The sequence below is a fragment of the Mycolicibacterium pyrenivorans genome (genome assembly GCF_025821625.1).
GTDB lineage: Bacteria > Actinomycetota > Actinomycetes > Mycobacteriales > Mycobacteriaceae > Mycobacterium > Mycobacterium pyrenivorans.
Genome location: NZ_JACKSH010000206.1, coordinates 1 through 24,823 on the forward strand (window position 1 = coordinate 1; position 24,823 = coordinate 24,823).

Here is a 24,823-nt window from a genome sequence, read left to right on the forward strand (position 1 = left end):
GTGCCCGAGCGCGGCGTGCACCGCCCCGCGCTCGCCGCCCTCGCTCCGGCGTCCGACACGCGCCTGGCCGCCGCACCCGTCCGCGTCACCGCCGGCCTGTCGTCACAGCTGCGGTGGCCGACGGGCGCAGCGCTCAGTCGAACATGAACTCGCCCATGAAGCGGGTCATCCGGCGCAGGTAGTCGGGCTGGCTGACATGCAGCACGTGGTTGCCGGGGAACCAGTGGAATGCGCAGTGGTCCCAATGCCTCCAGAGGATCTCGGCCTGCTCCGGGGGTGCCAGCCGGTCGCCGAGGCCGGCGATGATCAGCCGCCTGTCCTTGGCGGGTAGCGGGCGGTAGTTCAGCGGCGACGAGTACATCGTCGCGGCGTCGGACAGGTCTCTGTCGGTTCCGACGATCATGTCCCGCAGTGCCACCACCTTGTTGGCGGGGAACCACTCGTCGACCGTTCTGTCGGGGGTCACGACGGGAACGTTGGGGATGACCGCCTGGATCCTGTCGTCCACGCTGGCGATCAGCGCGGATGTGTAGCCGCCCAGCGACATTCCGGTCAGCGCGATGCGATCGACACCGGTGTGCTCGAGGTAGTCGATCAGCGATCGGAAGTCGTGCACGGCCTGCGCCATCGCCTCGGCGAAACCCGCGAAGCCGTTGGCGAAGTAGCCGTATCCGCTGTAGGGAGAGTACTTCTCGGCGCGACGTCCGTGGAACGGCGACGTGTAGAGCATGACGTCGTAGCCGGAGCGGTAGAACCAGGGCAGCGAGAAGAAGAGCCCGTTGAACAGATAGGCCGACCCCATGAAGCCGTGGATGACGCACAACGTGGGCCGCGGCCCGTCATCGTGACGCCAGTGCTGAGCGTGGACGACGTTGTTGCGCTGGTAGCTGCCGCACTGCTCGCGGAGAGCGGGGTTGACGGCCTGGAAGCTGGAGTCGAACCGGATGCTGCGCACGTTGCCGTGGGCGATCCATTCGGCCACTGGGTTGGCCGGGCGCGACGACACCCGCGGCGGCGCAGCGGGCGCGGGAAAGGACAGCTGCGGGTCCTTGGCCGACGCCAGGTCCGCGTAGAACCGCAGATGCTCCTCCTCGGTCCGTGACCGAGACCGCCGTAACGCACCGACCACCGTCGGCAGCATCGTGGCGCTGATCAGCGAGGCGATCGACGTTCGCAGCGCCAGGTCGGCAACGGCCGACGAGTCCACGATCAGGCGCTGCTGCCAGGTGAGATCGGCTCGGCGCGGCAGTCCGCGCGCGGTCGCGTCGGCGCCAGGGACGTCGGGGACGGGGATGGGCGGTGCTTCTTCGTCGGGAATGAGCAGGGGCGCGCCGTCGGACTCCACATCTCGCATGCTAATGCCGCCGGTGGTACGCAGTGCCACACTGGCCGCATGTGGAACGCGGATGTCTACCTCGCCTTCGCCGACCACCGGGGCAGGCCGTTCTTCGATCTGCTGTCGCGGGTCGGCGCCGACAGCCCCCGGCGGGTCGTCGATCTCGGATGCGGCCCCGGCAATCTCACCGAGACGCTGACCGGTCGGTGGCCCGGCGCGGTGATCGAGGCGTGGGACTCCTCACCGGAGATGGTCGATGCGGCGCGGCAACGCGGGGTGGCCGCGCAGGTGGGCGATGTGCGGGACTGGGCGCCGCAACCCGACGTCGACGTGATGGTGAGCAACGCGACGTTGCAGTGGATACCCGAGCACCCGCAACTGGTGACGCGGTGGGCCCGCCAGATGGGCGCCGGCTCCTGGATCGCGTTTCAGGTGCCGGGTAACTTCGATGCACCGTCGCATCAAGCGGTCCGCGACCTCGCACGCGCACCGCGGTGGTCGGAAGCTTTGCGGGACTTCCCCTTCCGTGGCTCCGATGTGGTGGGGTCGGCGGCCGACTACGCCGGGCTGCTGACCGATGCCGGATGTTCGGTCGACGCGTGGGAGACCACGTATGTCCATGAGCTGACCGGTGAGAACCCGGTGCTGGAGTGGATCACCGGGACGGCGTTGCGGCCGGTGCGCAGCGCCCTCGACGACGCGCAGTGGCAGCGGTTCCGCGATGAGCTGATCCCGATGCTGGACGCGTCCTATCCCCGGCGGCCGGACGGAACGACGTTCTTTCCGTTCCGGCGGGTGTTCGTGGTGGCGCAGGTGAAGTGAGCCATCGGTCCCGGCGGCCCCATGCCGTCGTCACCGCGTAGGTCACGGTAGGAGGTGACTTCGCCTGCGGTTAACACGTCGGCGGTAGGTTGACACTTTCCCGACCGAAGGCGACTTCATGGCCGAGCATCGCAACGAGATCGACCTCCCGGATTCACTGCGTGGTCTGGAGGAACTCGCCCTCGACATGCGGCTCATCTCCTCGCACCGCGCCGATCGGATCTGGCATCGCGTCAATCCGGAGCTGTGGAGCGCGTCGCGCAATGCCTGGGCTGTGCTCAAGTCGATCGGCCAGGACGAACTCGAAGACCTCGGCAAGGACAACGCGTTCAGCGCCGAGGTGCGCGTGCTCATCGAAGACCGCCAACGGCGCAACGGTGAACCGTTCTGGTTCCCGCAGTCCCAGGCGTCCAGGATCCTGGACCTGACCGCGTATTTCAGCATGGAGTTCGGCCTCGCCGAGGCGTTGCCGATCTACGCGGGCGGGCTCGGCGTCCTTGCGGGCGATCACATGAAGGCCGCGACAGACCTCGGCGCTCCGGTGGTCGGTGTCGGCCTGCTCTATCAGCAGGGGTACTTCCGTCAAGCCCTGGATTCTCAGGGCAATCAGCGTGAGCTCTACCCGTTCAGCGATCCCAGCGAGATACCGGTGCGGCGGTTGCGCGGCGGTGACGGCGCCTGGATACGCATCCCACTCGAATTCCCGGGCCGCACCGTGTACTTGCGCGCCTGGGCGGTAAACATCGGCCGGCTGTGGCTGTATCTGCTCGACAGCAACGATCCGGCCAACGATCCGTCGGACCGCGGTATCACGGCGCAACTCTACGATGCCGATCCCGAAGTGCGCTGGCAGCAGGAGATGGCGCTCGGCTTCGGCGGCTGGCGGCTTCTGCGCGAGCTGGGGCTCGATCCGCACGTCTGCCACCTCAACGAGGGGCATGCGGCGTTCGCCGTGCTGGAACGGGCCCGTTGGATCGCGCGGGAACAGGAAGTGCCGTTCGACGTCGCGCTCACCGTGGCCAGGGCGGGCACCGTGTTCACCACCCACACCCCGATCGCGGCCGCCTTCGACCGGTTCGATCCCGGCTACGTCGACGCGTACCTCGCGCCGTTCGCAGCCGAGATGCGGGTCGGTATCGGCAAGATACTGGGCCTGGGCCGCATCCGGCCGGACGACCAGACCGAGCCGTTCAACATGGCGTATCTCGCGATTCGCGGTTCGTCGCGGATCAACGGCGTGAGCCGGCTGCACGGCGAGGTGAGCCGTGAGCTCTTCGCCGATCTGTTTCCGCGCTGCCCACTCGAGGAGGTCCCGGTCGGGCACGTCACCAATGGCGTCCACGTTCCGTCGTGGGACTCGCAGGCCGCCGACGAGCTGTGGACGGACGCCGACTTGCGTTCCCAGTGGATGGGCGTGCCGACGCCGATCGCCGAGCGCATGGACACGGTTCCGACGGCCGAGCTGTGGAGTCTGCGCAATCGCAACCGTGAGGGATTCGTGTCTTGGGCGCGCCAGCGGCTGGCGCGCCAACTCACGATGGCCGGCGCGGGCGCCGACCGTATCGACGAGGCGCAGCGGATCTTCGATCCGAACGCGTTGACGCTCGGTTTCGCCCGGCGCTTCACCGAGTACAAGCGCACCGCGCTGCTGCTGCACGATCCCGACCGCCTCGCGCGCATACTCACCGATCCCGAACGGCCCGTGCAGATCGCCGTCGCCGGAAAGGCGCACCCCGCAGATACTTTCGGCAAGGCGATGATCCAGCGCTGGTTCGAGTTCTCGCAACGTCCGGACGTTCGTTCCCGCGTCGCGTTGATCACCGACTACGACCTGCTCCTCGCCGAGCAACTCGTCGGCGGCGTCGACGTCTGGATCAACACACCGCGACGGCCGTGGGAGGCCAGCGGGACGAGCGGGATGAAGGTGCTCGTCAACGGCGGCCTCAACCTGTCGGAACTCGACGGCTGGTGGGCCGAGGCCTACACCCCGCAGGTGGGGTGGGCGATCGGCGACGGCCGGGAACACGATCACGACCCGCAGTGGGATGCCGAGGAGGCCGACGGGCTATACGCGCTGCTGGACGAGGAGATCGTCCCGATGTTCTACGCGCGCGACGAGAGCGGGATCCCGCAGGACTGGTTGGGGCGGGTGCGCGCGAGCATGGCGACGCTGACGCCCGAGTTCTCGTCGGAACGCATGGTCCGCCAGTACGTCGAGGAGTTGTACGCCCCCGCTGCTGCCGCCTACCGCACCCGCATCCTCGACAGGTGCCGGGTGGCCGCGGACGTGCAGCGCTGGCGCGAGATGGTCGCAAACTATTGGGGCGACGTGTCTTTCGGCGCACTGCACGTCGAGCCGGCAGGAGACGGGCACGAGTTCCGAGTCCTGGTCTCCCTGGGCGCGATCGGGCCGAAGGCGGTGCAGGTGCAGCTGTATGCGACGGCCTGGGTGGGCGGTGCGGCCGAACGGATACCGATGCAACGCGGCGACGAAGTCATTCGCGGGACGTACAGCTACCACGTCCACGTCGACGGACCGCGGCCGCCAGAGGCATACACCCCTCGCGTGGTCCCTTATCACCCGGACGCTTCGGCACCGCTGGAAGCCGAGCAGATTCACTGGTACGACCGGGCGATGTCCGCCGCCGGTTAGGGGTGGTACGGCACGCCGACCGCCCGGAAGATGAATTCCGGTGGCATGTCGTACGCCAGGGACGTGCGCGGCAGGCGGGCCAACACGTCCTCAGGAATGTCCTCCTTGTAATGCAGGGACAACTCGCCCGAACACCGCGGGTCGACCGCGGCCAGGTCGACGTCGAGCGTCAGGCCGGTCGCCGAGATCTCGGCTTTGACCGGACCCGCCTGCGCGGCGTCCCAGCGGACGTCGATGGTGCGGCCGGCCAGTTTGGGCACCGACGACAGGGTGCCCAGAACCCGTTGGTCGGTCAGCACGAGCGAACCGACGTAGCTGGCGATGCTGCCCGAGGAGCGCAGGCCGGGCACGGCCCCGCGGAACCGGCGGGTGACGGCCACGTACTCGGCCATGAACAGCAGTCCCTCGGCCTCGACCTCAGCACGCAGCTCGCTGGGGAGCTTTCCGATTCGGAAGAGCTTCCGGAGAAATACGGCCATGCAGGCACGGTAGCTCAGCCGCGCGGCGCCGCGGCGACGCTGTAGACGAACTCCGGAGGAACCCTCAACCCGATCGCGCGGGCCGGTACCCCGAGCGGGTTTGCCCGGTGAATCGGGTGGTACAGCTGGTCGGGTGAAGACGCGCAGAGGGTGGCTGGTCGGTACGGCCCTGGCCGCCGTCGGCGTGTACATGCTGATGTGGCTGGGCTACACCCGGCAGTGGGCCTGGCTGGCGCGCCTGGACGCGTGGGCGCTGGAACCGATGTACCGAATCGGCGAGGCGCACCCCGGCTGGGTGACCGCGTGGACCGTGTTCTGCGCTGTCCTCGGCCCGGCCGTCCTCCGGGTGGTGACGCTGGTGGTGATCGTCGTGGCGTTGGTCCGGCGCAACGTCCGCCTCGCGGTGTTCCTGGTGATCAGCGTCGAACTCAGCGGCCTGGTCACCGAGATCGCCAAGACGCTGGTGAACCGGCCACGGCCGGCCACCGCGATGGTGTCGGCCGCGGGCGAATCGTTTCCGTCGGGACACGCGCTCGGCCTGATGGTCTGTGTGCCCGCCCTGGTGATCGTCGCCCTCCCGTGGGTCCGCGGCACATGGCGCATGTGGCTCGCTGCGCTCGGCGCCGTGGTCGTGGTGGCGATCGGCGCGGGGCGCGTGGTGCTCAACGTGCACCATCCGTCGGACGTGATCGCCGGGTGGGCCCTCGGCTACGCCTACCTCGTGGCCTGTCTGCTGCTGGTGCCGCCGCGGCATCGCACGCAGGACGCGGTCACACCGCGGGACGAAATACCGGCAGCGCCCGGTACAGCACGCTGAAGGTCGCCTTGGACACCTCGGTGCCGACCTCGCCGTCGAGCGCCAGCACCGTCGGCCCGTCCACCGACTCGAATGCGAACTGCGGCACCCGCAGCTCGTGATAGAGCGGGCTGCGTTCGAGCCTGCCCAGCGCGAGAGAGGTCAGGATGCGCAGTCGGCTCAGCCTCCGGCCGGTCTCCAGGATCCGGATGTCGATGAGCCCGTCGTCCATTCGTGTGCGCCTCGACGGGGCGAAACCCGACGGCAGGTAGACCGAGTTGCCCAGGAAGAACATCGACGTCTGCAACGTCTTGTTGTCGTAGGAGATGCGGACCGGCTCGCCGCGGCGCAGCGTGCTGAACATCGCGTAGACGCCTGCCAGCGGTTTGCCGATCTTGTGCTCGAGTTTCTCGCGCTTCTGCACGAACCGCGGGTAGGCGCCGATGCTGGCGGTGTTGACCACCATCTGGCGTTCGTTCAGGCACACCATGTCGACGCAGGACACGGCGCCGTCCTGGATCGCGGCGACGGTCTTGGCCGTGGTGTCGCACCCGATGTCCTTGGCGAAATGGTTGAAGGTGCCTGCGGGGAAGACCGCGAGCGGAAGACCCTCGTCGATGGCCACCGCCGCAGCCGTGGCGACAGTGCCGTCACCGCCGCCGATGGCGAGCACCTCGGCGTCCCGGGCGGCCGAGCGCAGCACCTCTTCGAGGTCGTCGTCCTCGGTGAGTTCGACGATCGTGGCCTTCGGGAGGGCATCGCGGACCTCGTCGAGCACCCGGGCGCCGGTGCCGCCGCCGGAGGCGGGGTTGACGACCAGCGTGACGCCTGCCCCGTCGGGACGGGCGGGGGTGTCCACCCGCAGCGGCTCGGTCGCAGGCAACCTCGCCTCGGCGATCGGCGGCACCACGCGGGCGCCCAGCACCGCGATTCCTGCGCCGAGGCCCAGGCCGGCGAGCACGTCGCCCGGATAGTGCGCGCCCGTCGCCACCCGCGACATGCCGACCAGGCCGGCCAACAGGGACAGCCCCAAGCCGACGGGCGGGTTCTCCAACCCGACGCCGACGGCGAACGCGGCCGCACTGGCCGAATGCCCCGACGGCAGCGAGTTCGACGTCGGGAGCCGGCGGCTCCGGCGCGCCAGGGGCACGAGGAGGCCGTTGGGGCGTGCCCGCCGCCATATCCGCTTGGCCCCCTGATTGGTGACCAGGCTCGTCACCCCCAGGGTCAGAACGCCGCGGGAGGCCCCCCGCTTGACCGACGGGTTGCCGAAAGCGATCAGTGCCGCGGCGATGGCGAACCACAGCTTGGAGTGGTCGGCAGCCCTCGTCAGGCGAGGCATGACCGTGTCGATCAGCGGGCTGGGGGATTCGGCGATGGCTTCGAACACCTCGCGGTCCAGCGTTCCGAGGCCTTCGCCGATCTGGCGGATGCCGCGGTGTCGTCGGGGCACAGGCAGCAGGTCCATTCCGCCAACTTAGCGGCAATCCGCTCTTGACAGTTTAATTTGTCAAGGGACAGGATGGGGCGCATGCTGGAGGTGGAGGTCATCGCCGATCCGGCCGCGGCGGTCAGCGCACTCGACCCGATCCGCGGCAGGCTGCTCGCCGAGTTGACCGAACCCGCGTCGGCCGCCGCCCTCGCGTCGCGAGTCGGCCTGCCCCGGCAGAAGGTCAACTACCACCTGCGCGCCCTGGAGGATCACCACCTCGTCGAGGCGGCAGGGGAACGACGCTGGGGCGGGCTCACCGAGCGTCTGCTCGTCGCCACCGCGTCGTCGTACGTCGTCTCACCCGGCGCGCTCGGGCCGGTGGCGGCCGACCCGGGCCGGTCGGTCGACCGGTTGTCGGCGAGCTACCTGATCGCCGTCGCCGCGCGAACGGTCCGCGAGGTCGGCGATCTCTGGCGCACCGCACGGGACAAACGCAAGCGGTTGGCGACGCTGTCGATCGACACCGCCGTCACTTTTCGCTCGGCGGCCGACCGCGCAGCCTTCACCGACGACCTGTCCCGCGCCGTGACCGAGTTGGTGGCGCGCTATCACGACGAATCCGATCCGCACGGGCGCACCCACCGGGTGGTGCTGGCGGCGTACCCGAAGCCGAAAGCGAAAGGAGATCAGTAGACATGACGCTGAAGAAGGACGACGGCGGACGCCGCTGGGTCGAGATGGAGTTCCTGGTGCCCGGCACACCGGAGCAGGTCTGGCAGGCGATCGCCACCGGGCCCGGGATGACCGCCTGGTTCACCCCGACCTCGGTAGACGAACGTGTCGGCGGCACCATCGAATTCGATTTCGGCGACCAGGACTGCTCGGGCGAGGACGCGGGCAGCTCGGGCGTCATCACCACCTGGGAGCCCCCTGCGCGCCTCGGCTACGAGGAGCACGGGTGGAGCGGTGACGCGCCGCCGGTGGCGACCGAGGTGGTGGTGACGAGCCGCTCGGGGGATCAGTGTGTGGTCCGGATGGTGCACAGTCTGTTCACCGATCGCGACGACTGGGATGACGAGCTGGAGAGCTTCGAGACGGGATGGCCCGGCTTCTTCGCGGTGCTGCGGATCTACCTCATGCACTTCCCGGGACAGCCCGCGGCCAACGTCCGGGTGATGACGGCGCATCCCGGCGACCTGAACCAGGCGTGGGCGACGCTGGCGGCGGCTCTCGGCCTCGGCGGCGTGAACGTCGGCGACCGGTGCGAGACCCCGGCCGGTGCACCGCGACTGGACGGCGTCGTGGAGCGCATCCACCAGGACGCGCACAGTCGCGAGGTGATGCTGCGGCTGGCCGCACCCGCGCCGGGCATCGCGGTGATCGGCGGCTTCGGCTTCGGCTTCGGCGATCAGAGCAGGGTGATGGTGAGCATCTACTTCTACGGTGCGGCGGCGCGCGACACCGCCGCGACCGAACAACCGAAATGGCAGGCCTGGATGGCACAGTTGATGCATGCCCACAGCGCAGCGACCTGATCGAGCCCGAACCTCCGTGCGCCGGTTGCTGATCGTCTGGTGCGCGACGGTGCTCGCCGCGACCGCCGGTCTGCTGACGGCGCCTCCCTCGTCGGCGGAGTTCACGCCGTGGTTCGCGCAGTCCGTCGGGGGGGCCACCCAGGTCCTGTCGGTCACCGGATCGGGCGGCTCGGACGCCAAGATGGACGTCTGGGAGCGCACCGCCGCCGGGTGGCAGCCGGTGGCCGGGGGCGTGGGAATCCCGGCGAAAATCGGTTCGAAAGGCATGTCGCCCAACCACTTCGACGGATCGTTGATGACGCCGAAGGGTATCTACACGCTGGACTTCGCCTTCGGCACCGAACCCAACCCCGGCGGCGGCCTGCAGTACGTCCAGGTCGGCCCCGACCACTGGTGGGACGGCGATATGAAGAGCCCGACCTACAACACCATGCAGGTGTGCAAGAAGGACGAGTGCCCGTTCAACACCTCGCTGAGCGCGGGAACCGAGAACCTGCAGATCCCGCAGTACGCGCACGCGGTGGTGATGGGCGTCAACAAGGCGCGAATCCCGGGCAAGGGCGGGGCCTTCTTCGTGCACAGCACCGACGGCGGGCCCACCGCGGGCTGCGTGGCGATCGACGACGCCACGCTGGTGACGATCATGCGCTGGCTGCGGCCCGGCGCGATGATCGCGATCACCGAATAGCCCTCAGATGTTGAGGGCCCGGCCCGCCTTGACCTTGAAGTTCAACGCCTCCAGCGACATCGACGCGTCGTAGGTGCGGTCGTAGCCGGTCTCGCAGATCTTCCAGCCGTCGTCGGTTCTGCGGTACCTGTCGTGGTAGAAGCCCGCGCCGATCAGCATGAAGTTGAAGTCCGGCGCGATCACCCGGTCCTGGAGATACCACGTCGCGGTGGCCTCGTCGCCGTCGACGGTGATCTCGGGGTGGTTGACGCGGTGTTCGGTCAGGATCTCGGGCCCCAGCGAGTTGCGCATGAAGCCGACGAGTTCGTCCCTGCTCGTGAAATGGTGCTCCTCACCGATCGACTCGCCGTACCGGCCGACGACATCCTCGGTGAGGGTGTCGGCGAACTCGTCCCAGTGTTTGGTGTCGAGCGCGCGGAGGTACCGGTACTTGACCTGCTTGATGTCGTCGATGTCACCCATGGCCGACATTGCAGCACACCACGGCACCGCAGCATAGGGCCACATATGTGACGTGGGGCGACCCGCGGTCTGCACGCCCACCACCTGCGGCACTGGGAAGACGGCGGGCCCACCGAGCTGGACAACCCGGTGCTGCTCTGCCCGTATCACCAGCGACCACCAACCAGTCAAGCCGGATAGTCGGCATCGCTGGCTTCCACCTCGTTGTATGTAGGGCAGAGAACGCCCGAAGCGCACCACGTAGGGCGACCTTTCGGTACCGTCAATTGAGTTGTGGCAGTTGGTATCACGCCTTGGGCCGGCGAACGCGACGAGGCGCGAGTGGTCGACGCGGACCTGGACCGCGTCGTAGGCGAACCCGAGCAGTGTTTCGGTGTCCATCGATGACCGCCAGATACGATCGTGCTTCCACGCCACTAGGGTGTCAGCTTGGACAGCCGCACTCCCCGCACGCGGCATCCGGTAAGGGATCTCTCTTGGACACGTTCGAGGACTCCAGCCCGTTGGGGTTGTCCATCGGGACGACCAACCTCGTCGCGGCCGGCGTCGGACACCCGCCGGTGATTCGGCGTTCGGTGCTGACGCTGTTCGGCCACGCCGCGCCCGAGGTTGGCACGCCCCGACCGGGCACCGCGAGCGATGCCGGGGTGGTGCTGTCCGGGTTCGTCGATCGGGTCGGTGATCCGGTGCCGCTGGTGGCCGCCGACGGGGCGAGCTACCCGGCCGAACAACTTCTGGTCGAAGCCCTGGAGTCGATGGCCGGGCTGGTGATCCGCACTACCCCGGCCGGCATCGCCATCGCCGTGCCCTCCTACTGGAGCCCGGCCATGTCCGACGCGCTGCAGACCACGTTGGGAGCCAGCGAGATCCTGTCTCCGGGCGGTGTCCGGCCACGGTTGATCCCGGACTCCGTTGCCGCCCTGACCGCGCTGAACGCCAACCCGGGCATCGATCGGCGAGGTGTGGTGGCCCTGCTGGACTTCGGGGGCGGCGGCACCAGCATCACCCTCGCCGACGCGGCGTCGGCATTCGACGTGATCGGCGGCACCGCCAGGATCCCCGAGTTCGCGGGGGACCAGATCGACCAGGCGTTGTTGAGCCACGTGCTCGACGGCATCGCCGGTGGCGGCGACGTCGACCCCGGGCAGACCGCCGCGGTGGGCTCACTGGCCAGGCTGCGGGAACAGTGCCGCTCGGCCAAGGAGCGGCTGTCTCGCGAAACCGTCACCGGCCTGACCGTCGAACTGCCCGACCAACGCACCGACATCCGCGTCACCCGATCCGAGCTGGAGGAGTTGATCGCGCGGCCGTTCGACGATGTCGTCGGGGCGTTCGAGGACATGTTGGCGCGCAACAACATCGGCTGGAGTGGCGTCTCCGCGGTCGCGCTGGTCGGCGGCGGGGCCAGCATCCCGCTTATCGTGCAACGCCTTTCGGAGAGGTCCGGGGTCCGGGTGGTGACGACGCCGCAGCCCGCCCTCGACGCAGGTGTGGGCGCGGCGCTGTTCGCCGCGTACGGGCGTGGCGCCGACACGGCGACCTGGGTGGCACCGGTGGCCCCCGTTCCCGGTCCGCGTCCCGAGGAAGCCGGCTCGGCGACCTTCCGTGCGCTTGCCTGGTCCCAGGACGATGACACCAGCGACGACGTCGTCCCGTACGCCGGAGGCGATTACGACCCCTACCTGCCGACGGGCGCGTACGAGTCCACTGAGATCCTGGCACCCGACGCCGCGCCGCGGGAGGACGACGCCAAGGCCTGGCAGCGGTTGCCGATGTCGGTGTTCGGGATCGCCGCGGCCATCGCCCTGGTCGCGGTGGGCGGCGTCGCGATCGCGCTGACCAGCCTCGACAGTGACGAGCCGACCACGCCGACCCCGGGCAACATCCCGTTGAGCAGCGCGTTCATTCCGTCTCCCGACGCCGACACGGTCACCAACCAGCCAGCGCAGCCACCCGCTCCGGCGCCGACCACCGCTGTCGCGCCGCCGAGCGTCGTCCCTACCACAACCCAGCCCGCCACGACGGCACCGACGACCACCACCACGACATCGCCCACGACCACGACGACCACCACCACCACCACGACAACAACAACGACAACGACGACGACCCCCACGACGACCACCACGACGACGACGACGATCCCGACCACCACGACGACGGTCCCGACGACGACGGTCGCCCCCACGACAACGAACCCACCGACAACGAACCCGCCGACGACGAACCCCCCGACGACGAACCCGCCGCCGCCGGCGGCGGTGACGACGACGTATCTCGACATCCCGTTCGTTCCGGTGCCCATTCCGATCCAGGTTCCGCAGGGCCCGTAACACCGCAGAAACTGACGGCTGCGTCACAACTCCAATGAGGTATAGGGATTTCCCCGATTCCCCCGGGGGTACTCTCGCGCTAGATTTGGCTGCGTCGGTTCGATCGGCTGCGGAGGGGACAGCCGATCGGGCCGGCTTTCGTCATATGGCCGGTGCGAGGCCCGAGGCTCGTTCAAAACCTCGATGACCCTGGCATTTTCGCCGACGTCGACGCAATGGGCGACAATGTCGGAGTGCCTGTCGAACAGAACACCAAGGTCGCCGTCGTCGGCATGGGAAGCGTCGGCACCGCCATCGCGTATGCCTGCCTGATCCGCGGAACGGCGGGCTCGCTCGCTCTCTACGACGTCAACGCAGGCAAGGTGCGCGCCGAAGTCCTCGATCTCAACCACGGCAGCCAGTTCGTGCCGCACTGCCGGATCTCGGGATCCGACGACATCGCGGTGACCGACCGCTCGGCCGTCATCATCGTCACCGCGGGTGCCAAACAGAAACCGGGACAGAACCGCCTCGACCTCGCCGCCGCCAACGTCGCGATGGCGAGGACGCTGACACCGCAACTGGTCGAACATTCGCCCGACGCCGTCATCGTGTTCGTCACCAACCCGGTCGACGTCGTGACGCTGGCCGCGACCCAGGCGGTCGACGCGGCACCGGGTCACATCTTCGGATCCGGAACAGTGTTGGACTCCAGTCGGTTCCGCTATCTGATCGCCGAGGAGGCGGACATCGCCGTCGGCAACGTGCACGGGTTCATCGTCGGCGAGCACGGCGATTCGGAGATCTCGCTGTGGTCGAGCGTGTCGATCGGGGGAGTGCCCGCAGATCAGTTCCGGCGCGACGGCGCGCTGGTGTTCGACGAGGACACCCGCCACCGCATCTCCGCCGAGGTGGTCAACTCCGCCTACGAGATCATCGCGGGCAAGGGGGCCACGAACTTGGCGATCGGGCTGTCCACGGCGCGCATCATCGAGGCGATCGTCGGCGACCAGCACCGGGTGATGCCGGTGTCGACGGTGCAGAGCGGTGCCTACGACCTCGCCGGCGTCGCGCTGTCACTGCCCACCGTCATCACCGCGGCAGGAGCGGGCAAGGTCCTGGAAGTGCCGCTGGCGGTGCCCGAGTTGCTCGGTCTGCAGTCGTCGGCGTCGACGCTGCGCGCCGTCCAGGACTCGCTCGGTCTGTAGCGACCAGGCTGGCGAGAACCCCTTTTAATCCGTTATCCCCGTCCTCGAGGGTGGGGCCAATGCGATAGTGGGTCGGTGAGAGCCGGCTCGGGCGTGCTGGCGCTGCGGGTTCCGCCGGGGATCCGAAGTGCAGCGCTGATCGTCGGTTCGCTGCTGGCAATCCTGGTCATCGCCTGGCTCTCCCTCGTGACGCAGCCGGAAGCGCTGGCTACCACTGCGTGGTGGCCAGCGGCCGGGATCGCGCTCGGCTTGGGGATTCGGTTCCCGCGGCGGTACATCGGCTTTCTCGCGCTGGCAGTCGTGGCCATCACGCTGCCACTGCTGTTGTGGGCGGGACGTACCGTTCCACTGGCGGTGGCCCTGGCCGTCGCCACCGGGATCGAGATGATGGCCGGGTCCCTGATTCTGCGGGGCCGCGACGACGTGCTGCCGACGTTGACGGGCCCGCGCGACCTCGGGCGGTTGCTGGTGGCTGTCATCACGGCGGCGATGGTCTTCGACCTGTTGTCGGCCGGCGCCGCATGGGCTCTCGGAGACACCGCAGGTGCCTGGACCCGGTTGATCACCAATGCCCCGAAGCATGCCGCGGGCATGATGCTGCTGACCCCGTTGTTCATGGACCTGCCGAAGCGGGCCCGGCAGGCGGCGCCGTTCGAAATGCTCGTGCAGGCGGCCGTGACCTTCGCCGTCGCGGGGCTCGTGTTCGGCGTCAACCAGCAGATGCCGCTGTCCTTTCTGCCGTTCGTGCCGCTGGTCTGGGCAGCGTTGCGGCTGTCCACGAGGCTGATGCTTCTGGAGATTCTCGGCGTCGCGGGGATGGCGTCGGTCGCGAGCACACAGGACAGGGGGCCGTTCTCCTTCGACCGGCTGACGTTGGAGCCCGGCATCGTCGTCCTTCAGACGTTCGAACTCTCGATGGTGATCGTCTTCCTCGCGCTCTCGCTGGCTGTGGGCCGCGAGCGGGACACCGCCCAACGCCTCCACGACAGCGAAGAGTTGTTCCGCAGGATCTTCGACGCCTCCGTCGCGGGAAATCTCATCGTCGGTCAGGAAGCCGACGGGTGGAACGTCAGGCGCAACAACGCATCTGCGGCCGCGACGCTTCCGGGTCTCGGTGCCGGAGACACCCGGCTGAGCGCCCTGCTGGGCGACAGTGCCAGCAAGGCGGTGTCGGACGAAGCGGACACCCTCGCCGATGAGCACGTGTGGTTGACGGTGACCACCGACGCCGAACGAATCCTCCAGGTCAGCATGGTCCCGATCAAGTCCGCCGAGGACGGCGATGTCCTCGCACTGCAGTTTCACGACATCACCGAAGCAACGCATGCGCGTCGTCTCGAGGAAGAGGAACTCGAACGGGCGGCCCAGGTTCAGCGCGCCCTGCTTCCCTGGCGAATTCCCGCGACACCGGGTTGGAGCTCGGGGGCGCTGTCCGTGCCGGCCAAGCAGGTAGGTGGGGACTTCTTCGACCTCCGCTTCAGCGCGCCGGACGCGGTATTGAGCCTCGGTGATGTGATGGGCAAGGGGATGGCCGCAGGCATGCTCGCGGCGGCAACCCGAATCGCGTTGCGTTCCAACGAACTCGCGACGAGCCCGTCAGTCGTGTTGACCCGCGCCGCGAATGTCCTCGACGGCGATCTGCAACGAACCTGCGCCTTCGTCACGGTGGCGTACGTCCACGTGGACCTCGTCTCGGGGAAGTACCGGGTCGCCGACGCCGGGCACGGGTTGCATTTCATCGTGCGCGGCGGTCCCGTCGGCGTGGAGCGCATCAGCTCCGAGGACATGCCCGTGGGCCTGGGTGAGGGCTGGCATGAGAAGCGCGGCACCCTCTACCCCGGCGATGCCGTGCTGCTGGTCAGCGACGGGTTGCTGGATCTCTGGGGAGGCACGGTCGAGGGCCTCAGCGACGCCGTCTTCCGGTGCGCACGCGAACACCGCGACTGTCCGCAGGCGCTGATCGACGCGCTCTGTGCGGGCGCCGACACCTCCGTCGACCGCGACGACGTGACCGCGGTGATGCTGCGGCGTGAGCGCGAAGCCGTGGCCTGACCTCCAACTGTGTCGTCAGCCTGCCGGCGCCCTGCGCGCGAACTCAGGTGCGCGTTCTGGGCGGACCCCGACACCGACCAGGTAACCGGGGATCACCGCAAGCCACGGCACCCGTTCGACCAACCGGATAAGGGCCGGCGGCGGGCCCGCCCCGTCGCCGCCGGCCAGGATCGGCCGGAGCAGCCGCTTGTCGATCAGCCTTTGGAGCGCCTGCGTCACCGCAGTCGGCACGATGCGGCGCCGCCGCACCGCGGCCAGGTCGCGGTCGGTCACCCTGCCGCGGAGAAGGGGCTCGGCGAGCAGTCGGGCGGTCGCCACGCCGTCCTGGACGGCCACGTTGATGCCGACCCCGCCCGCGGGCGACATGGCGTGGGCGGCGTCGCCGATGCACAACACACCGTCGCTGTGCCAGCGGCGCAACCGATTCATGTGCACGTCGAGGTGTTTGACGTCGTCGAGGGTGGTGATCGTGGTGGCGGTGTCACCGGCCTCGGGGAACAGTTCGAGGACATCGGCGTGGAATCCGTCGAGGCCGCGCGCCCGCAGTCGGGCATCCGTTCCCTTCGGGATGAGCAGCGCGATCTGCAGATAACCCTCGCGGGGGATGACGATCATCGCCTTGCCCGGGGCGATCCGCGGGAACAGGGTGTAGTCCTGGTCGCCTTCTCGCCGCGGTAACCGGAACCACCACGCGTCGAAGCTGACCGGCCATTCGCGGACCTGCAGCCCGGCCTCACGACGGACCACCGACCAGCGCCCGTCGCACCCCACGGTCAGGTCGGCGCGCAGTTCGCCCGGGCCGTCTGCGTCCTGGTACCGGACGCCGGAAACCCGGCCTCCCTCCCGCACCAGGCCGGTGACCTCCGTGCTCGTTCGCAGCGTGAAAGTGGGCTCGGCCTCGGCGGCCTCGGCCAGCAGATTGAGCAGATCCCACTGCGGAACCATCGCGATGTACGGATGAGGCATACGGAGGCGCTCGAAGTCGACCACCGTCACCGAGTGCCCTGGCCGGACCTCGAAGGTGCCCTTCTTGAGCTTGCTGTGGGGTACCGCGGCGAACTTCGGCCACAACCCGAGCTCGTCGATGAGCCGCAGCGTGGTGGGATGCACGGTGTCGCCGCGGAAGTCGCGCAGGAAATCGGCGTGCTTCTCCAGGACGGTGACGTGGACGCCGGCGCGGGCCAGCAGCAGTCCGAGCACCATCCCGGCCGGCCCGCCGCCGGCGACGGCGCAGGTGGTCTTCTCGCTCACGCCGCACACGCTAGCCCCGGCCTGCGTTTTTGGGGTGCGAACGAGTTCTTGGGGTAGGACGAGTAGGTGACCGGATTGTCCACGGAATGGTCCCGCTCGATGGGCCTGGAGGCGCCGATCGTCAATGCGCCGATGGGTGGCGTGGCCGGGGGCGCGCTCGCGGCGGCGGTGTCCCGTGCCGGTGGCCTCGGCATGGTGGGGATGGGCAGCGCCGGGTCACCGGAGCAACTCGAGGCAGAGCTTCGTCACCTGTCCGGGCTTGACCGCCCCTTCGGCATCGGCCTGGTGGACTGGGTGGTGTCGCAGAAGCCACGGCTCCTCGATGTGGCGCTGGCTGCCCGGCCGGCGCTGCTGGCCGTCAGCTTCGGGGACAACTCGACCTGGGTTCGGCGAGCGCATGACAGCGGGGTTCTCGCGGCCGCCCAGGTGGCGGACCTTCGGTCGGCGCACCAGGCGGTGGCGGCCGGGATCGATGTGGTGATCGCCCGTGGAGCCGAGGGCGGCGGGCACGGCGAGCCGCGTGTCAGCACCTTGCCGTTGCTCGCGGAGGTCCTCGACGAACTGCCGGTGCCCGTGCTCGCCGCCGGGGGGATCTCGTCGGGACGCGCGCTGGCCGCGGTCCTGGCGGCCGGTGCATCGGGTGCGTGGATCGGCACTGCCTTCATGGCATGCACTGAAGGGTCGGCATCCGAGCCGTCGCGCCGTGCGCTGCTCGGCGCCCGGGACACCGACACCGTGACCACGCGGGCATTCGACGTCGCTCTGGGATACGCGTGGCCGGAGCAGCTTCCGGAACGGGTGCTGCGCAATGAGTTCGGAGATCAGTGGACGGGTCGAGAGGAGGCGCTGGCCGCCGCCGACGAGGCCCGTGCAGAACTGGCCGCGGCGATCATCGCCGATGACCACCGACTGGCGCCGGTCAATGCGGGACAGGGAGTCGGCCGGCTGAGGAGTGTGCGTTCTGCGGCCGACGTCATCGCCGAGATGTGCGGTGATGCCCGGCGGCTGCTCGACCGCTGGTGACGACCCTGACCTACGGGTTGCCCGGCCCCGGCACGTTGGGGATGTTCGGCACGTCGGGGATCTCCGGGATCGCCGGAGGGCTGGGAACCTGCGGCGGCGGAGAGGTCGTCGTGGTGGGAGTCACGGTGACGGTCTCGGTGTCGGTGGGCGCCGGCGGCGGCACCACCACGGTCGTCTCGGTCTCGGTGGTCACTGATGTGGTGGCCGTCGTCGTCGTGGTGGTTGTCGTCGTCGTCGTGGTGGTGGTCGTGGTCTCCGCCGCAGGGTCGATGATGACGCCGCACGCCACGCGGCCACCCGAGTCGCCGGTGGCGAGCGTTTCCTGATCGGGCCCTGGTGCGCCGTTCTGGGTGTAGCGCGGCGGGATGTTCGCGAAGTTGTCCGGCCCCTCGTGAATCATCAGTGCCGTCTTCTCACCGGCCAGCAGGTCGTCCGCGGTGAACCTGTCGGTGACGGTCACCAGCCTCGCGGACCCGTCGGAGCGCACATCCAGCGAGGTCAGGTCACCGCTGGCGGGATGGCCACTCTGTCCGGGGGCCTGGAAGTGCCCGCCAGCGGAGTTGAAATCGCCTCGCGCCCCGCCGCCCGGAGCCTCGGAGTCGGGCTCACACTTGCCGACCGAGTGGATGTGCATGCCGTGGAATCCGGGAGACAGGATGCCGGGGGCCACGGTTTCCACCGTCACGGTCGCGAAACCGTCGGCGAAATCGAACGTCGCGTCGGCGACCGGGGTGCCGTCGGCGGTGGCCAGTTGCGCGGTCAGCCGTTCGGTGCCCGGCGGCGGACCGCCCGGCTCGCTGGTGGTCGGCGAGGTGGTGTCCTCGCCGGCGGAGTCCTCGGAGCCGCAGGCGGCCAGGAGGAGCGCGGGGGTGGCGATGAGCACGGCGACGTTGACGGGCTTGACCATGTCTCCAAGGTAGAGGGTGAGCCGCGCGCTGTCGGGCGGTTGGATGAGAACGCCGAATTTGCTGGCGGGATCAGCGGGCGGTCGCGGCCGTTGTTTCTGCGTGGCGCGCGACCCACTTCCGGCCCGCCTTGGCGGCTCGGGCGAGCGCGCCGAACTCGCCGAAGAAGGCCGCGACCGCACCGACGGCCGGGAGCATGCTCAGGTACCTGAAGGGCGCGCGGGGATGCGGGCGTTTGGCGAGTTCGTCGCCGACCGCGTCGAGCAGTCCGATCAGCTGCCACAGGGCCTTCGCGACGCCCTTCGGGGTGCGCGGGATCGGTTCGGTGGGCAGGTCGGCATCGACGTCGACTCCGTCCCCGGCGTCGGTGAGGTCCCGGTGACAGAGCACTGCGGCCAGCATGCGGACCTGCAGCCGATGGTCGGACACCCCCAGTTCGCGCGCCACCGCGCACAGCACGATGGCCTGGCTGGCGAACCCGAGGAGATCCTGGATCGGCAGCCGGCGGCCCACGACGCCGAGCACGCCGGGGAACGCCACCGCCACGGTGTTGAACGCGCCGACACGCCACACCCACCAGTCGATCCGGTCGTCGACGCTCATCTCGCCCCACGCCGTCGTGCCCGGCACGTCGGCGGCGTTGAGCACCCGGGCGATCCAGTCGGCGACGTTGTCGAGCGGGCCGTCGTCGGTGTCGGCCCGCCGCTGCTTCAGACCCAGAGGATTCGTTCCCCACAGCACGTCGAGAAGAGGGTTGATGATCCCGACGGCACGGCGCAGTGTGGTCTCGACGTCGGTGTCGGCGATCGACACGTCGGGTGTCGGCAGCAGGTTCACCGTCTCATCATGTCCAGTCCGTCCACTTCTCAAACGGCGACGAATACCGGCAGGGATGTCCGGGGAATGCTGCTGGTCGCGCTTACACCGAGACCGTGGCCGGAGCCGCCGCCGGCTGGCGGGTCGGGGTGATCCGTCCCTTGACGCCCTTGACCGAAGCGCGGTCCAGCAACTCCTGGTAGAGAGCGTCGGAGACGGTGCGGGTCCGGCTGAGCAGGAAGCCGCTGAGGCCGGTCGAGTCGCTGACGACGGCCCACTGATAGTCGGGGTCGAGGTCGACGATCCAGTAGTTGCCGGGAGGGTTGGCCGACGGCGTGCCGAAGAACCTGACGTTGAGCTTGTTGTTTTTGGAGTCGACGGGCAGCGCGGCGCCGACGATGCTCGACTCCGGGCCGTTGTCGAAGAAGTAGTTGCCCGAGTTCTCCACCTTGATCGAGCCATCGGGATTGAGGCTGTACACCGCCGTGGTGTTCACCAGACCGATCGAGAAGAACTGCTTGACGCTGCCCACCTCGTACCAGGTGCCCAGGTAGCTGTCGAGGTCGACGACCGGCGGGGGACCGAGCACGACCGCGGCGGTGTCGCCCATGACGATGTACTGATCAGGGGCTCCGTAGATGCCGTTGCCGTCGGTCGGGCCCAGGCCCTGGTACAGGTCGTTGATCCAGCCGGTGGCCAACGTGTAGACGGCCGCGGTGTTGCCGGGCGGGGAGAATTTTGTCACCAACTGGGCGAACAAGTCGATGATGGGGTTGCCGCCCAGCAGTGAGTCGGCATGCGAGCCGTTGGCGAGGGTCGCACCGACGAACTCGCCAGGGCGGGCGGTCACCAACTCGTCGGTGGTCGCCCCGAAGAAGTTCCACAACTGCGGCGGCGCCGCGACTTGATAGACCGGGATGTAGGGGTCGTCCAGGCTCTGCAGGGCCTGCGGCACGACGCCGCTGAACGAGAACCCGTCGAACATGACGACCCCCCGCAGGCTGCCGACGTTGACGGGGTCGGCCGCGTAGTAGCCGCCGACGGCCGTGGCGAAGCCACCACCCGCCGATTGACCGGACAGGATGAAGTCCTGCGGCAGCGTCCCCAGATAGCCTGCCGCGTTCGCGCTGGCGTTCAGCGACGCCCGGTCCCCGAGGAACATGGTGGCGACGGCCTGTTGCATCGGTACGCCGTTGAGCCAGCAGCCGGAACAGCGCCACGGAAACGACGGCACGTTGGGTGCCACGACGACGCTGTTGGTCTGCTGCGACAGGTTCGTGGCCAGCGCGGAGACGAAGGACTTCCTGTTGAGGAAGCCGTGCTGCAGCCAGATGACGCCGGTGGCCGACACCGAACCGTCCGCCTGGGTCGGTGAGTACCAGTCGGCGCGCGTCGTGAAACCGTTGCTACCCAACGGAATAGTCAGGCGGGCGTGGCCGGTCTTGACGCCGGTCACCGTGGCGGCGCCGGCCGCGCTCGACACGGCTCGGGCCGAGGTCGTCTCGGTCTCCGGCGCCGGTGAGGTGGTCGACTCGGTGGGGACCGTCGAGTCGACCGCTGTGGTCGCCGAGCCGAGCGGTTCGTCGGTGGAGGGGTCAGAACCTTCCGGCGCCTCATCGGTTGTCTCGTCGGTGGACGGGTCGACCGCCGCACTGTCGTCTGCGGTGGCTTCGCGTTCCGCTGTGGTCACCCTGCTGGGCCCGGCGCGCGAGGTCCGAGGCTCGGATTCGGCAGCGTCTGGCGTTTCCGCGTCCGAGTCCTCGGTGGATGACGGAACGGTCGCCGGATCCGTCGAGGTGTCTGCTCTCTCGTCCGGACCGGCGGCCCGTGTCGAGGCTTCTCGAGGGGTGCGGGACGAGTCGTCATCTGCGGACCGACTGGTCGACGCCGCGCTTTCGGAGGAGTCGGTGTCGGCCGCAGCGACACCATGACCGGCGCCGAGCGCGATGCACGCACCCGCGCCCATGGCTCCTAACCAGTACAGCAAACGGGCCGACGTCATGGCCGGACTGTAACCGCGGACCCCAGGGCTCGGAAGATCATTGACGCCAACGTCAGCGTGATGTCACTTCTGTCCCCCGGTGGCCACGTCGTTTACGGACTGCCCTTTACGGAATCTTCACCCGACGACTTGGCGAACCATACTCAGCACCCCGAGGCTGGAAGGCGATCGGTGACAGTCGCCAAGGAAAGGACTCTCAATGCAGCACAGTCGGTTGTGTTTCGTCGCCGCGACCGCGGTGGCCGCGACGCTCACTCTGAGTGCGTGTGGTGGCTCGGGGAACGACCCCCAGACTTCGGCGGCCACGTCGGCAGCGCCGTCATCGGCGGCGACCGGCAGCGATTCCGCGCAGGATCACAACGACTCGGACGTGATGTTCACTCAGGGGATGATCCCGCATCACCAGCAGGCCATCGAGATGAGCGACATGCTGCTGGCCAAGCCGGACATCGCCCCGGACGTGGTGACTCTGGCCAACGACATCAAGGCCGCGCAGTCACCCGAGATCGAACAGATGCAGGGCTGGCTGGACCAATGGGGCGTCTCCGGCGCCATGCCTCCGGGTGAGATGCCTGCCGACATGCCGGGCCACGACATGCCGGCCCATGAAATGCCAGGCGGAGGTGGCATGCCCGCCATGACCGGTCACGGCATGATGTCGCAGGCCGACATGGCGGCGTTGCGGGACGCGCAGGGCACGGAGGCGAGCAGGCTGTACCTCACACACATGATCACTCACCACGAGGGCGCAATCATGATGGCGCAACAGGAGACTGACGGCGGGAAGTACCCGCAGGCGCTGGAATTGGCGCGCGCGATCATGGATTCCCAGCAGAAGGAGATCACCACGATGCGGGAGATGCTGGACGCGATGTGAGCGGCGCGCGCAACGCGGGGTCCTTCAGCGGCAGGGTGATCGTGAAGACCGCTCCCGATCCGGGGCCCGGGCTGTGCACGGTGATCGTTCCGTCGTGGGCGTCCATGAGTGCCTTCGCGATGGCCAAACCTATTCCGGCGCCGCCGTGCTCACGGTCACGGGCCCCATCGGCGCGGTAGAACCGTTCGAACACGTGCGGCAGATGTTCGGCGGCGATGCCCTCACCGGTGTCGGACACCCGAACCGCGAGTCGATGATGGTCGACGCCGGCGCTGAGGTCGACGCGACCGCCCGGTGAGGTGTGCCGCAGTGCGTTGTCGAGCAGGTTCGCCAGCACCTGGGCCAACCGCTGCTCGTCACCCCACACCGAGGGCAGGTCTGCGGTCACATCTGCGCGCAGGGTGACGCCCTTGCTCGCGTAGCGCTCCTGCGCGGCGGCGGCGCAACGTCGTATCAGGTGGTCGACGTCGATGGCGCTGTGGGCCATCGACGCGGAGCTCTCCTCGGCCTGCGCCAGGGCGGCCACGTCGTCGGCGAACCTGACGAGTCGGCCGGTCTGGTCGCGCAGCATCGCGGCGGTCTCGGGGGTGAGGGTGCGGACCCCGTCCTCGAGCGCTTCGACGTATGCCTCCAGAACCGTTACCGGCGTGCGGATTTCGTGTGCGAGGTCGCTGAAGAGCCGACGGCGGGTGGCCTCGACGGACTGCAGACGCGACGCCATCCGGTTGAACGCTCCGGCGAGTGCGTCGAAGTCGTCACCAAGGTGTGGTGGTGAAACCCGGATGTCGTACCTGCCGTCGGAGACCGCGGTGGCGGCCGAGGCCACTTCCGTGATCGATCGCTGCAACCGGCGGCTGAGGTACCAGCTGACCGCCAGCGCGGCCAGCGCCGACACCGCGAGCGCGCCGCCGACCGAGATGACGGTGGCGTATCCGTAGGCCTCCTCGGCGTGCATCGCCTCCAGCGAGTGCATCGGCGCACCCGCTTCCAGCAGATGCTCGCGGAACAGCGGGGGCCCGACGACGGCGGCCACCGCTGAGGTGGTGGCCGCGCCCGCGGCGAGCACGATGGCCTGTGCCGCGAGCAGTCGCAGACCGATGCCGGGCCTCATTGCCCGACCTCCATCCGGTAGCCGACCCCCCGCACGGTGGTGATGAAGCGGGGCTGGGCGGCGTCATCGCCGAGCTTGCGTCGCAGGTGGCCGATGTGGACGTCGACGAGATGCTCGTTGCCCACCCACGGGCCGTCGCGCACGATATCGAGGAGTTGACGACGGCTCAGCACGATCCCCGGCCGCGCCGACAGCGCATCGAGAATGTCGAATTCGGTGCGCGTCAACAGAATCGGCTCGCCGTCGATGGTGACGTCGCGCGCCGCGACGTTGATGCACAGTGGACCGAGGTTGCGTGGCGGCGCGCCTGTCTGTGACGCAGCGTCCGCGGTGTGGTGAATGCGCGGGCGCCGCAGCATGGCGCGGATCCGCGCCACGAGCTCGCGCGGGCTGAACGGTTTGGTGATGTAATCGTCGGCACCGACGGTGAGCCCGACGATGGTGTCCATCTCGGTGTCGCGGGCGGTCAGCATCACGACGTAGGCGTCGGAGAACGTGCGCAGTTGCCGGCACACCTCGAGGCCGTCGATACCCGGCAACCCGAGGTCCAGGATGACGACATCCGGATCGAGTTCCCGAGCGACGGCAAGTGCGTCGGCACCGTTGCTCGCCACGGTGGCCTCGAACTGCTCACGCTCCAGATAACTGGCCACGACGTCGGCGAGTGCGATCTCGTCGTCCACCACCAGCGCCCGATACCCCCGCACGTGAGCGTTCGGCGATTCCGTCGGTTGTCTCATGGCCTTCATGGTGCCCGTCCGGCGCGTGTCCGCGTTCACAGATTGCGGTCGGGTACTTTTCGAGTACTGCGCGGTCGCGGCCGCGTCCTCACCGGCGGGTTAGCTGGTTGTGCCGTCACCCGGGAGTCGTCGGCCTACAGATGCCGGTCGAACCGGCTGGGGGTGCAACGGTGAGACGCACCACGGCAACCCGCTTGCCGCAGCGGTTCATCGAAGCGGCTCACGGCTGTCACCGCCGGCATCGGGGACGTCGGGATGCTTTCGGTGAAAGCATCCGTGAACTGGCATGACGCGCGTCCTGATGGTGACGCCTGCGGTATTCA

The 24,823-nt window shown here is 68.7% G+C and carries 21 protein-coding genes and 1 pseudogene; 12 read left to right on the plus strand and 10 right to left on the minus strand.

The features are described from left to right. Window positions 1-133: 133 nt before the first annotated feature. Window positions 134-1,354, minus strand: coding sequence for an alpha/beta hydrolase family protein (locus H7I57_RS23255; protein WP_264026412.1), 1,221 nt, complete (start codon window positions 1,352-1,354; stop codon window positions 134-136). 39 nt (window positions 1,355-1,393) lie between these two features. Here H7I57_RS23255 and H7I57_RS23260 point away from each other — a divergent pair, with 39 nt between their 5' ends. Both H7I57_RS23260 and glgP read left to right on the plus strand, forming a co-directional pair. Beyond that, window positions 1,394-2,158 carry a trans-aconitate 2-methyltransferase gene (locus H7I57_RS23260; protein ID WP_264026363.1) on the plus strand — a complete coding sequence of 255 codons (765 nt, stop codon included), beginning with the start codon at window positions 1,394-1,396 and terminating at the stop codon, window positions 2,156-2,158. Window positions 2,159-2,276: 118 nt separating this feature from the next. Next, complete coding sequence (gene glgP / locus H7I57_RS23265; protein ID WP_264026365.1) at window positions 2,277-4,811, plus strand: alpha-glucan family phosphorylase; 2,535 nt, start codon at window positions 2,277-2,279, stop codon at window positions 4,809-4,811. On the opposite strand, the gene H7I57_RS23270 is transcribed toward glgP, so the two are convergent. Next, a complete protein-coding gene (locus tag H7I57_RS23270; RefSeq protein WP_264026367.1) occupies window positions 4,808-5,290 on the minus strand; it encodes a hypothetical protein in 483 nt (160 codons plus the stop codon). The two genes, glgP and H7I57_RS23270, sit on opposite strands and share 4 nt — an antisense overlap. Window positions 5,291-5,480: 190 nt before the next feature. Between H7I57_RS23270 and H7I57_RS23275 the strand changes: the two genes are divergently transcribed. Further along, window positions 5,481-6,107, plus strand: coding sequence for a phosphatase PAP2 family protein (locus H7I57_RS23275; RefSeq protein WP_264026414.1), 627 nt, complete (start codon window positions 5,481-5,483; stop codon window positions 6,105-6,107). Here H7I57_RS23275 and H7I57_RS23280 read toward each other — a convergent pair. After that, entirely contained in the window at window positions 6,061-7,554 is a 1,494-nt protein-coding gene (locus H7I57_RS23280) for a bifunctional phosphatase PAP2/diacylglycerol kinase family protein (RefSeq protein WP_264026370.1), read from the minus strand. The two genes, H7I57_RS23275 and H7I57_RS23280, sit on opposite strands and share 47 nt — an antisense overlap. Before the next feature lie 63 nt (window positions 7,555-7,617). On the opposite strand from H7I57_RS23280, the gene H7I57_RS23285 reads away from it, so the two are divergent. The 3 genes from H7I57_RS23285 to H7I57_RS23295 are packed head-to-tail and all read left to right on the plus strand — an operon-like array spanning window position 7,618 to window position 9,741. Continuing rightward, on the plus strand, window positions 7,618-8,211 hold the full coding sequence (locus H7I57_RS23285) for an ArsR/SmtB family transcription factor (RefSeq protein ID WP_264026372.1): 594 nt from the start codon (window positions 7,618-7,620) through the stop codon (window positions 8,209-8,211). 2 nt (window positions 8,212-8,213) lie between these two features. After that, the gene (locus tag H7I57_RS23290; protein ID WP_264026373.1) at window positions 8,214-9,053 is read left to right on the plus strand and encodes an SRPBCC family protein; all 840 of its coding nucleotides are present in this window, start codon (window positions 8,214-8,216) and stop codon (window positions 9,051-9,053) included. A 16-nt stretch (window positions 9,054-9,069) separates the two neighbouring features. Next, window positions 9,070-9,741 carry a L,D-transpeptidase family protein gene (locus H7I57_RS23295; RefSeq protein ID WP_372510339.1) on the plus strand — a complete coding sequence of 224 codons (672 nt, stop codon included), beginning with the start codon at window positions 9,070-9,072 and terminating at the stop codon, window positions 9,739-9,741. A 3-nt stretch (window positions 9,742-9,744) separates the two neighbouring features. On the opposite strand, the gene H7I57_RS23300 is transcribed toward H7I57_RS23295, so the two are convergent. Further along, window positions 9,745-10,203: a nuclear transport factor 2 family protein gene (locus H7I57_RS23300; RefSeq protein WP_264026375.1), complete on the minus strand. Its 459-nt coding sequence runs from the start codon at window positions 10,201-10,203 to the stop codon at window positions 9,745-9,747. A 54-nt stretch (window positions 10,204-10,257) separates the two neighbouring features. Here H7I57_RS23300 and H7I57_RS23305 point away from each other — a divergent pair. From H7I57_RS23305 to H7I57_RS23320, 4 genes and pseudogenes are all read left to right on the plus strand, one after another. Then, window positions 10,258-10,359: pseudogene (locus H7I57_RS23305) on the plus strand (HNH endonuclease signature motif containing protein); the annotation flags it as partial. Window positions 10,360-10,679: 320 nt separating this feature from the next. Beyond that, entirely contained in the window at window positions 10,680-12,536 is a 1,857-nt protein-coding gene (locus H7I57_RS23310) for an Hsp70 family protein (protein WP_264026376.1), read from the plus strand. Window positions 12,537-12,751: 215 nt separating this feature from the next. After that, window positions 12,752-13,723 (plus strand): L-lactate dehydrogenase, encoded by a 972-nt coding sequence (locus H7I57_RS23315; protein ID WP_264026377.1) that lies wholly within the window; start codon window positions 12,752-12,754, stop codon window positions 13,721-13,723. A 75-nt stretch (window positions 13,724-13,798) separates the two neighbouring features. After that, on the plus strand, window positions 13,799-15,775 hold the full coding sequence (locus H7I57_RS23320; protein ID WP_264026379.1) for a SpoIIE family protein phosphatase: 1,977 nt from the start codon (window positions 13,799-13,801) through the stop codon (window positions 15,773-15,775). Between the two features lie 15 nt (window positions 15,776-15,790). Here the strand turns inward: H7I57_RS23320 and H7I57_RS23325 are convergent, their stop codons facing one another. Then, complete coding sequence (locus H7I57_RS23325) at window positions 15,791-17,026, minus strand: FAD-dependent oxidoreductase (RefSeq protein WP_264026381.1); 1,236 nt, start codon at window positions 17,024-17,026, stop codon at window positions 15,791-15,793. 99 nt (window positions 17,027-17,125) lie between these two features. Between H7I57_RS23325 and H7I57_RS23330 the strand changes: the two genes are divergently transcribed. Beyond that, window positions 17,126-18,049, plus strand: coding sequence for an NAD(P)H-dependent flavin oxidoreductase (locus H7I57_RS23330; RefSeq protein ID WP_264026415.1), 924 nt, complete (start codon window positions 17,126-17,128; stop codon window positions 18,047-18,049). A 10-nt stretch (window positions 18,050-18,059) separates the two neighbouring features. Here H7I57_RS23330 and sodC read toward each other — a convergent pair whose 3' ends face one another. From sodC to H7I57_RS23345, 3 genes are all read right to left on the minus strand, one after another. After that, complete coding sequence (gene sodC / locus H7I57_RS23335) at window positions 18,060-18,956, minus strand: superoxide dismutase[Cu-Zn] (RefSeq protein WP_264026383.1); 897 nt, start codon at window positions 18,954-18,956, stop codon at window positions 18,060-18,062. A gap of 70 nt (window positions 18,957-19,026) precedes the next feature. Continuing rightward, window positions 19,027-19,791 carry a hypothetical protein gene (locus tag H7I57_RS23340; protein WP_264026384.1) on the minus strand — a complete coding sequence of 255 codons (765 nt, stop codon included), beginning with the start codon at window positions 19,789-19,791 and terminating at the stop codon, window positions 19,027-19,029. Window positions 19,792-19,873: 82 nt separating this feature from the next. After that, the gene (locus tag H7I57_RS23345) at window positions 19,874-21,772 is read right to left on the minus strand and encodes a lipocalin family protein (RefSeq protein ID WP_264026385.1); all 1,899 of its coding nucleotides are present in this window, start codon (window positions 21,770-21,772) and stop codon (window positions 19,874-19,876) included. A 199-nt stretch (window positions 21,773-21,971) separates the two neighbouring features. On the opposite strand from H7I57_RS23345, the gene H7I57_RS23350 reads away from it, so the two are divergent. Then, entirely contained in the window at window positions 21,972-22,649 is a 678-nt protein-coding gene (locus tag H7I57_RS23350) for a DUF305 domain-containing protein (protein WP_264026388.1), read from the plus strand. On the opposite strand, the gene H7I57_RS23355 is transcribed toward H7I57_RS23350, so the two are convergent. Beyond that, the gene (locus H7I57_RS23355) at window positions 22,615-23,760 is read right to left on the minus strand and encodes a sensor histidine kinase (protein ID WP_264026389.1); all 1,146 of its coding nucleotides are present in this window, start codon (window positions 23,758-23,760) and stop codon (window positions 22,615-22,617) included. The genes H7I57_RS23350 and H7I57_RS23355 overlap by 35 nt on opposite strands. Further along, on the minus strand, window positions 23,757-24,509 hold the full coding sequence (locus tag H7I57_RS23360) for a response regulator (protein WP_372510337.1): 753 nt from the start codon (window positions 24,507-24,509) through the stop codon (window positions 23,757-23,759). The genes H7I57_RS23355 and H7I57_RS23360 overlap by 4 nt, the downstream gene beginning before the upstream one ends. Window positions 24,510-24,823 lie beyond the last annotated feature (314 nt).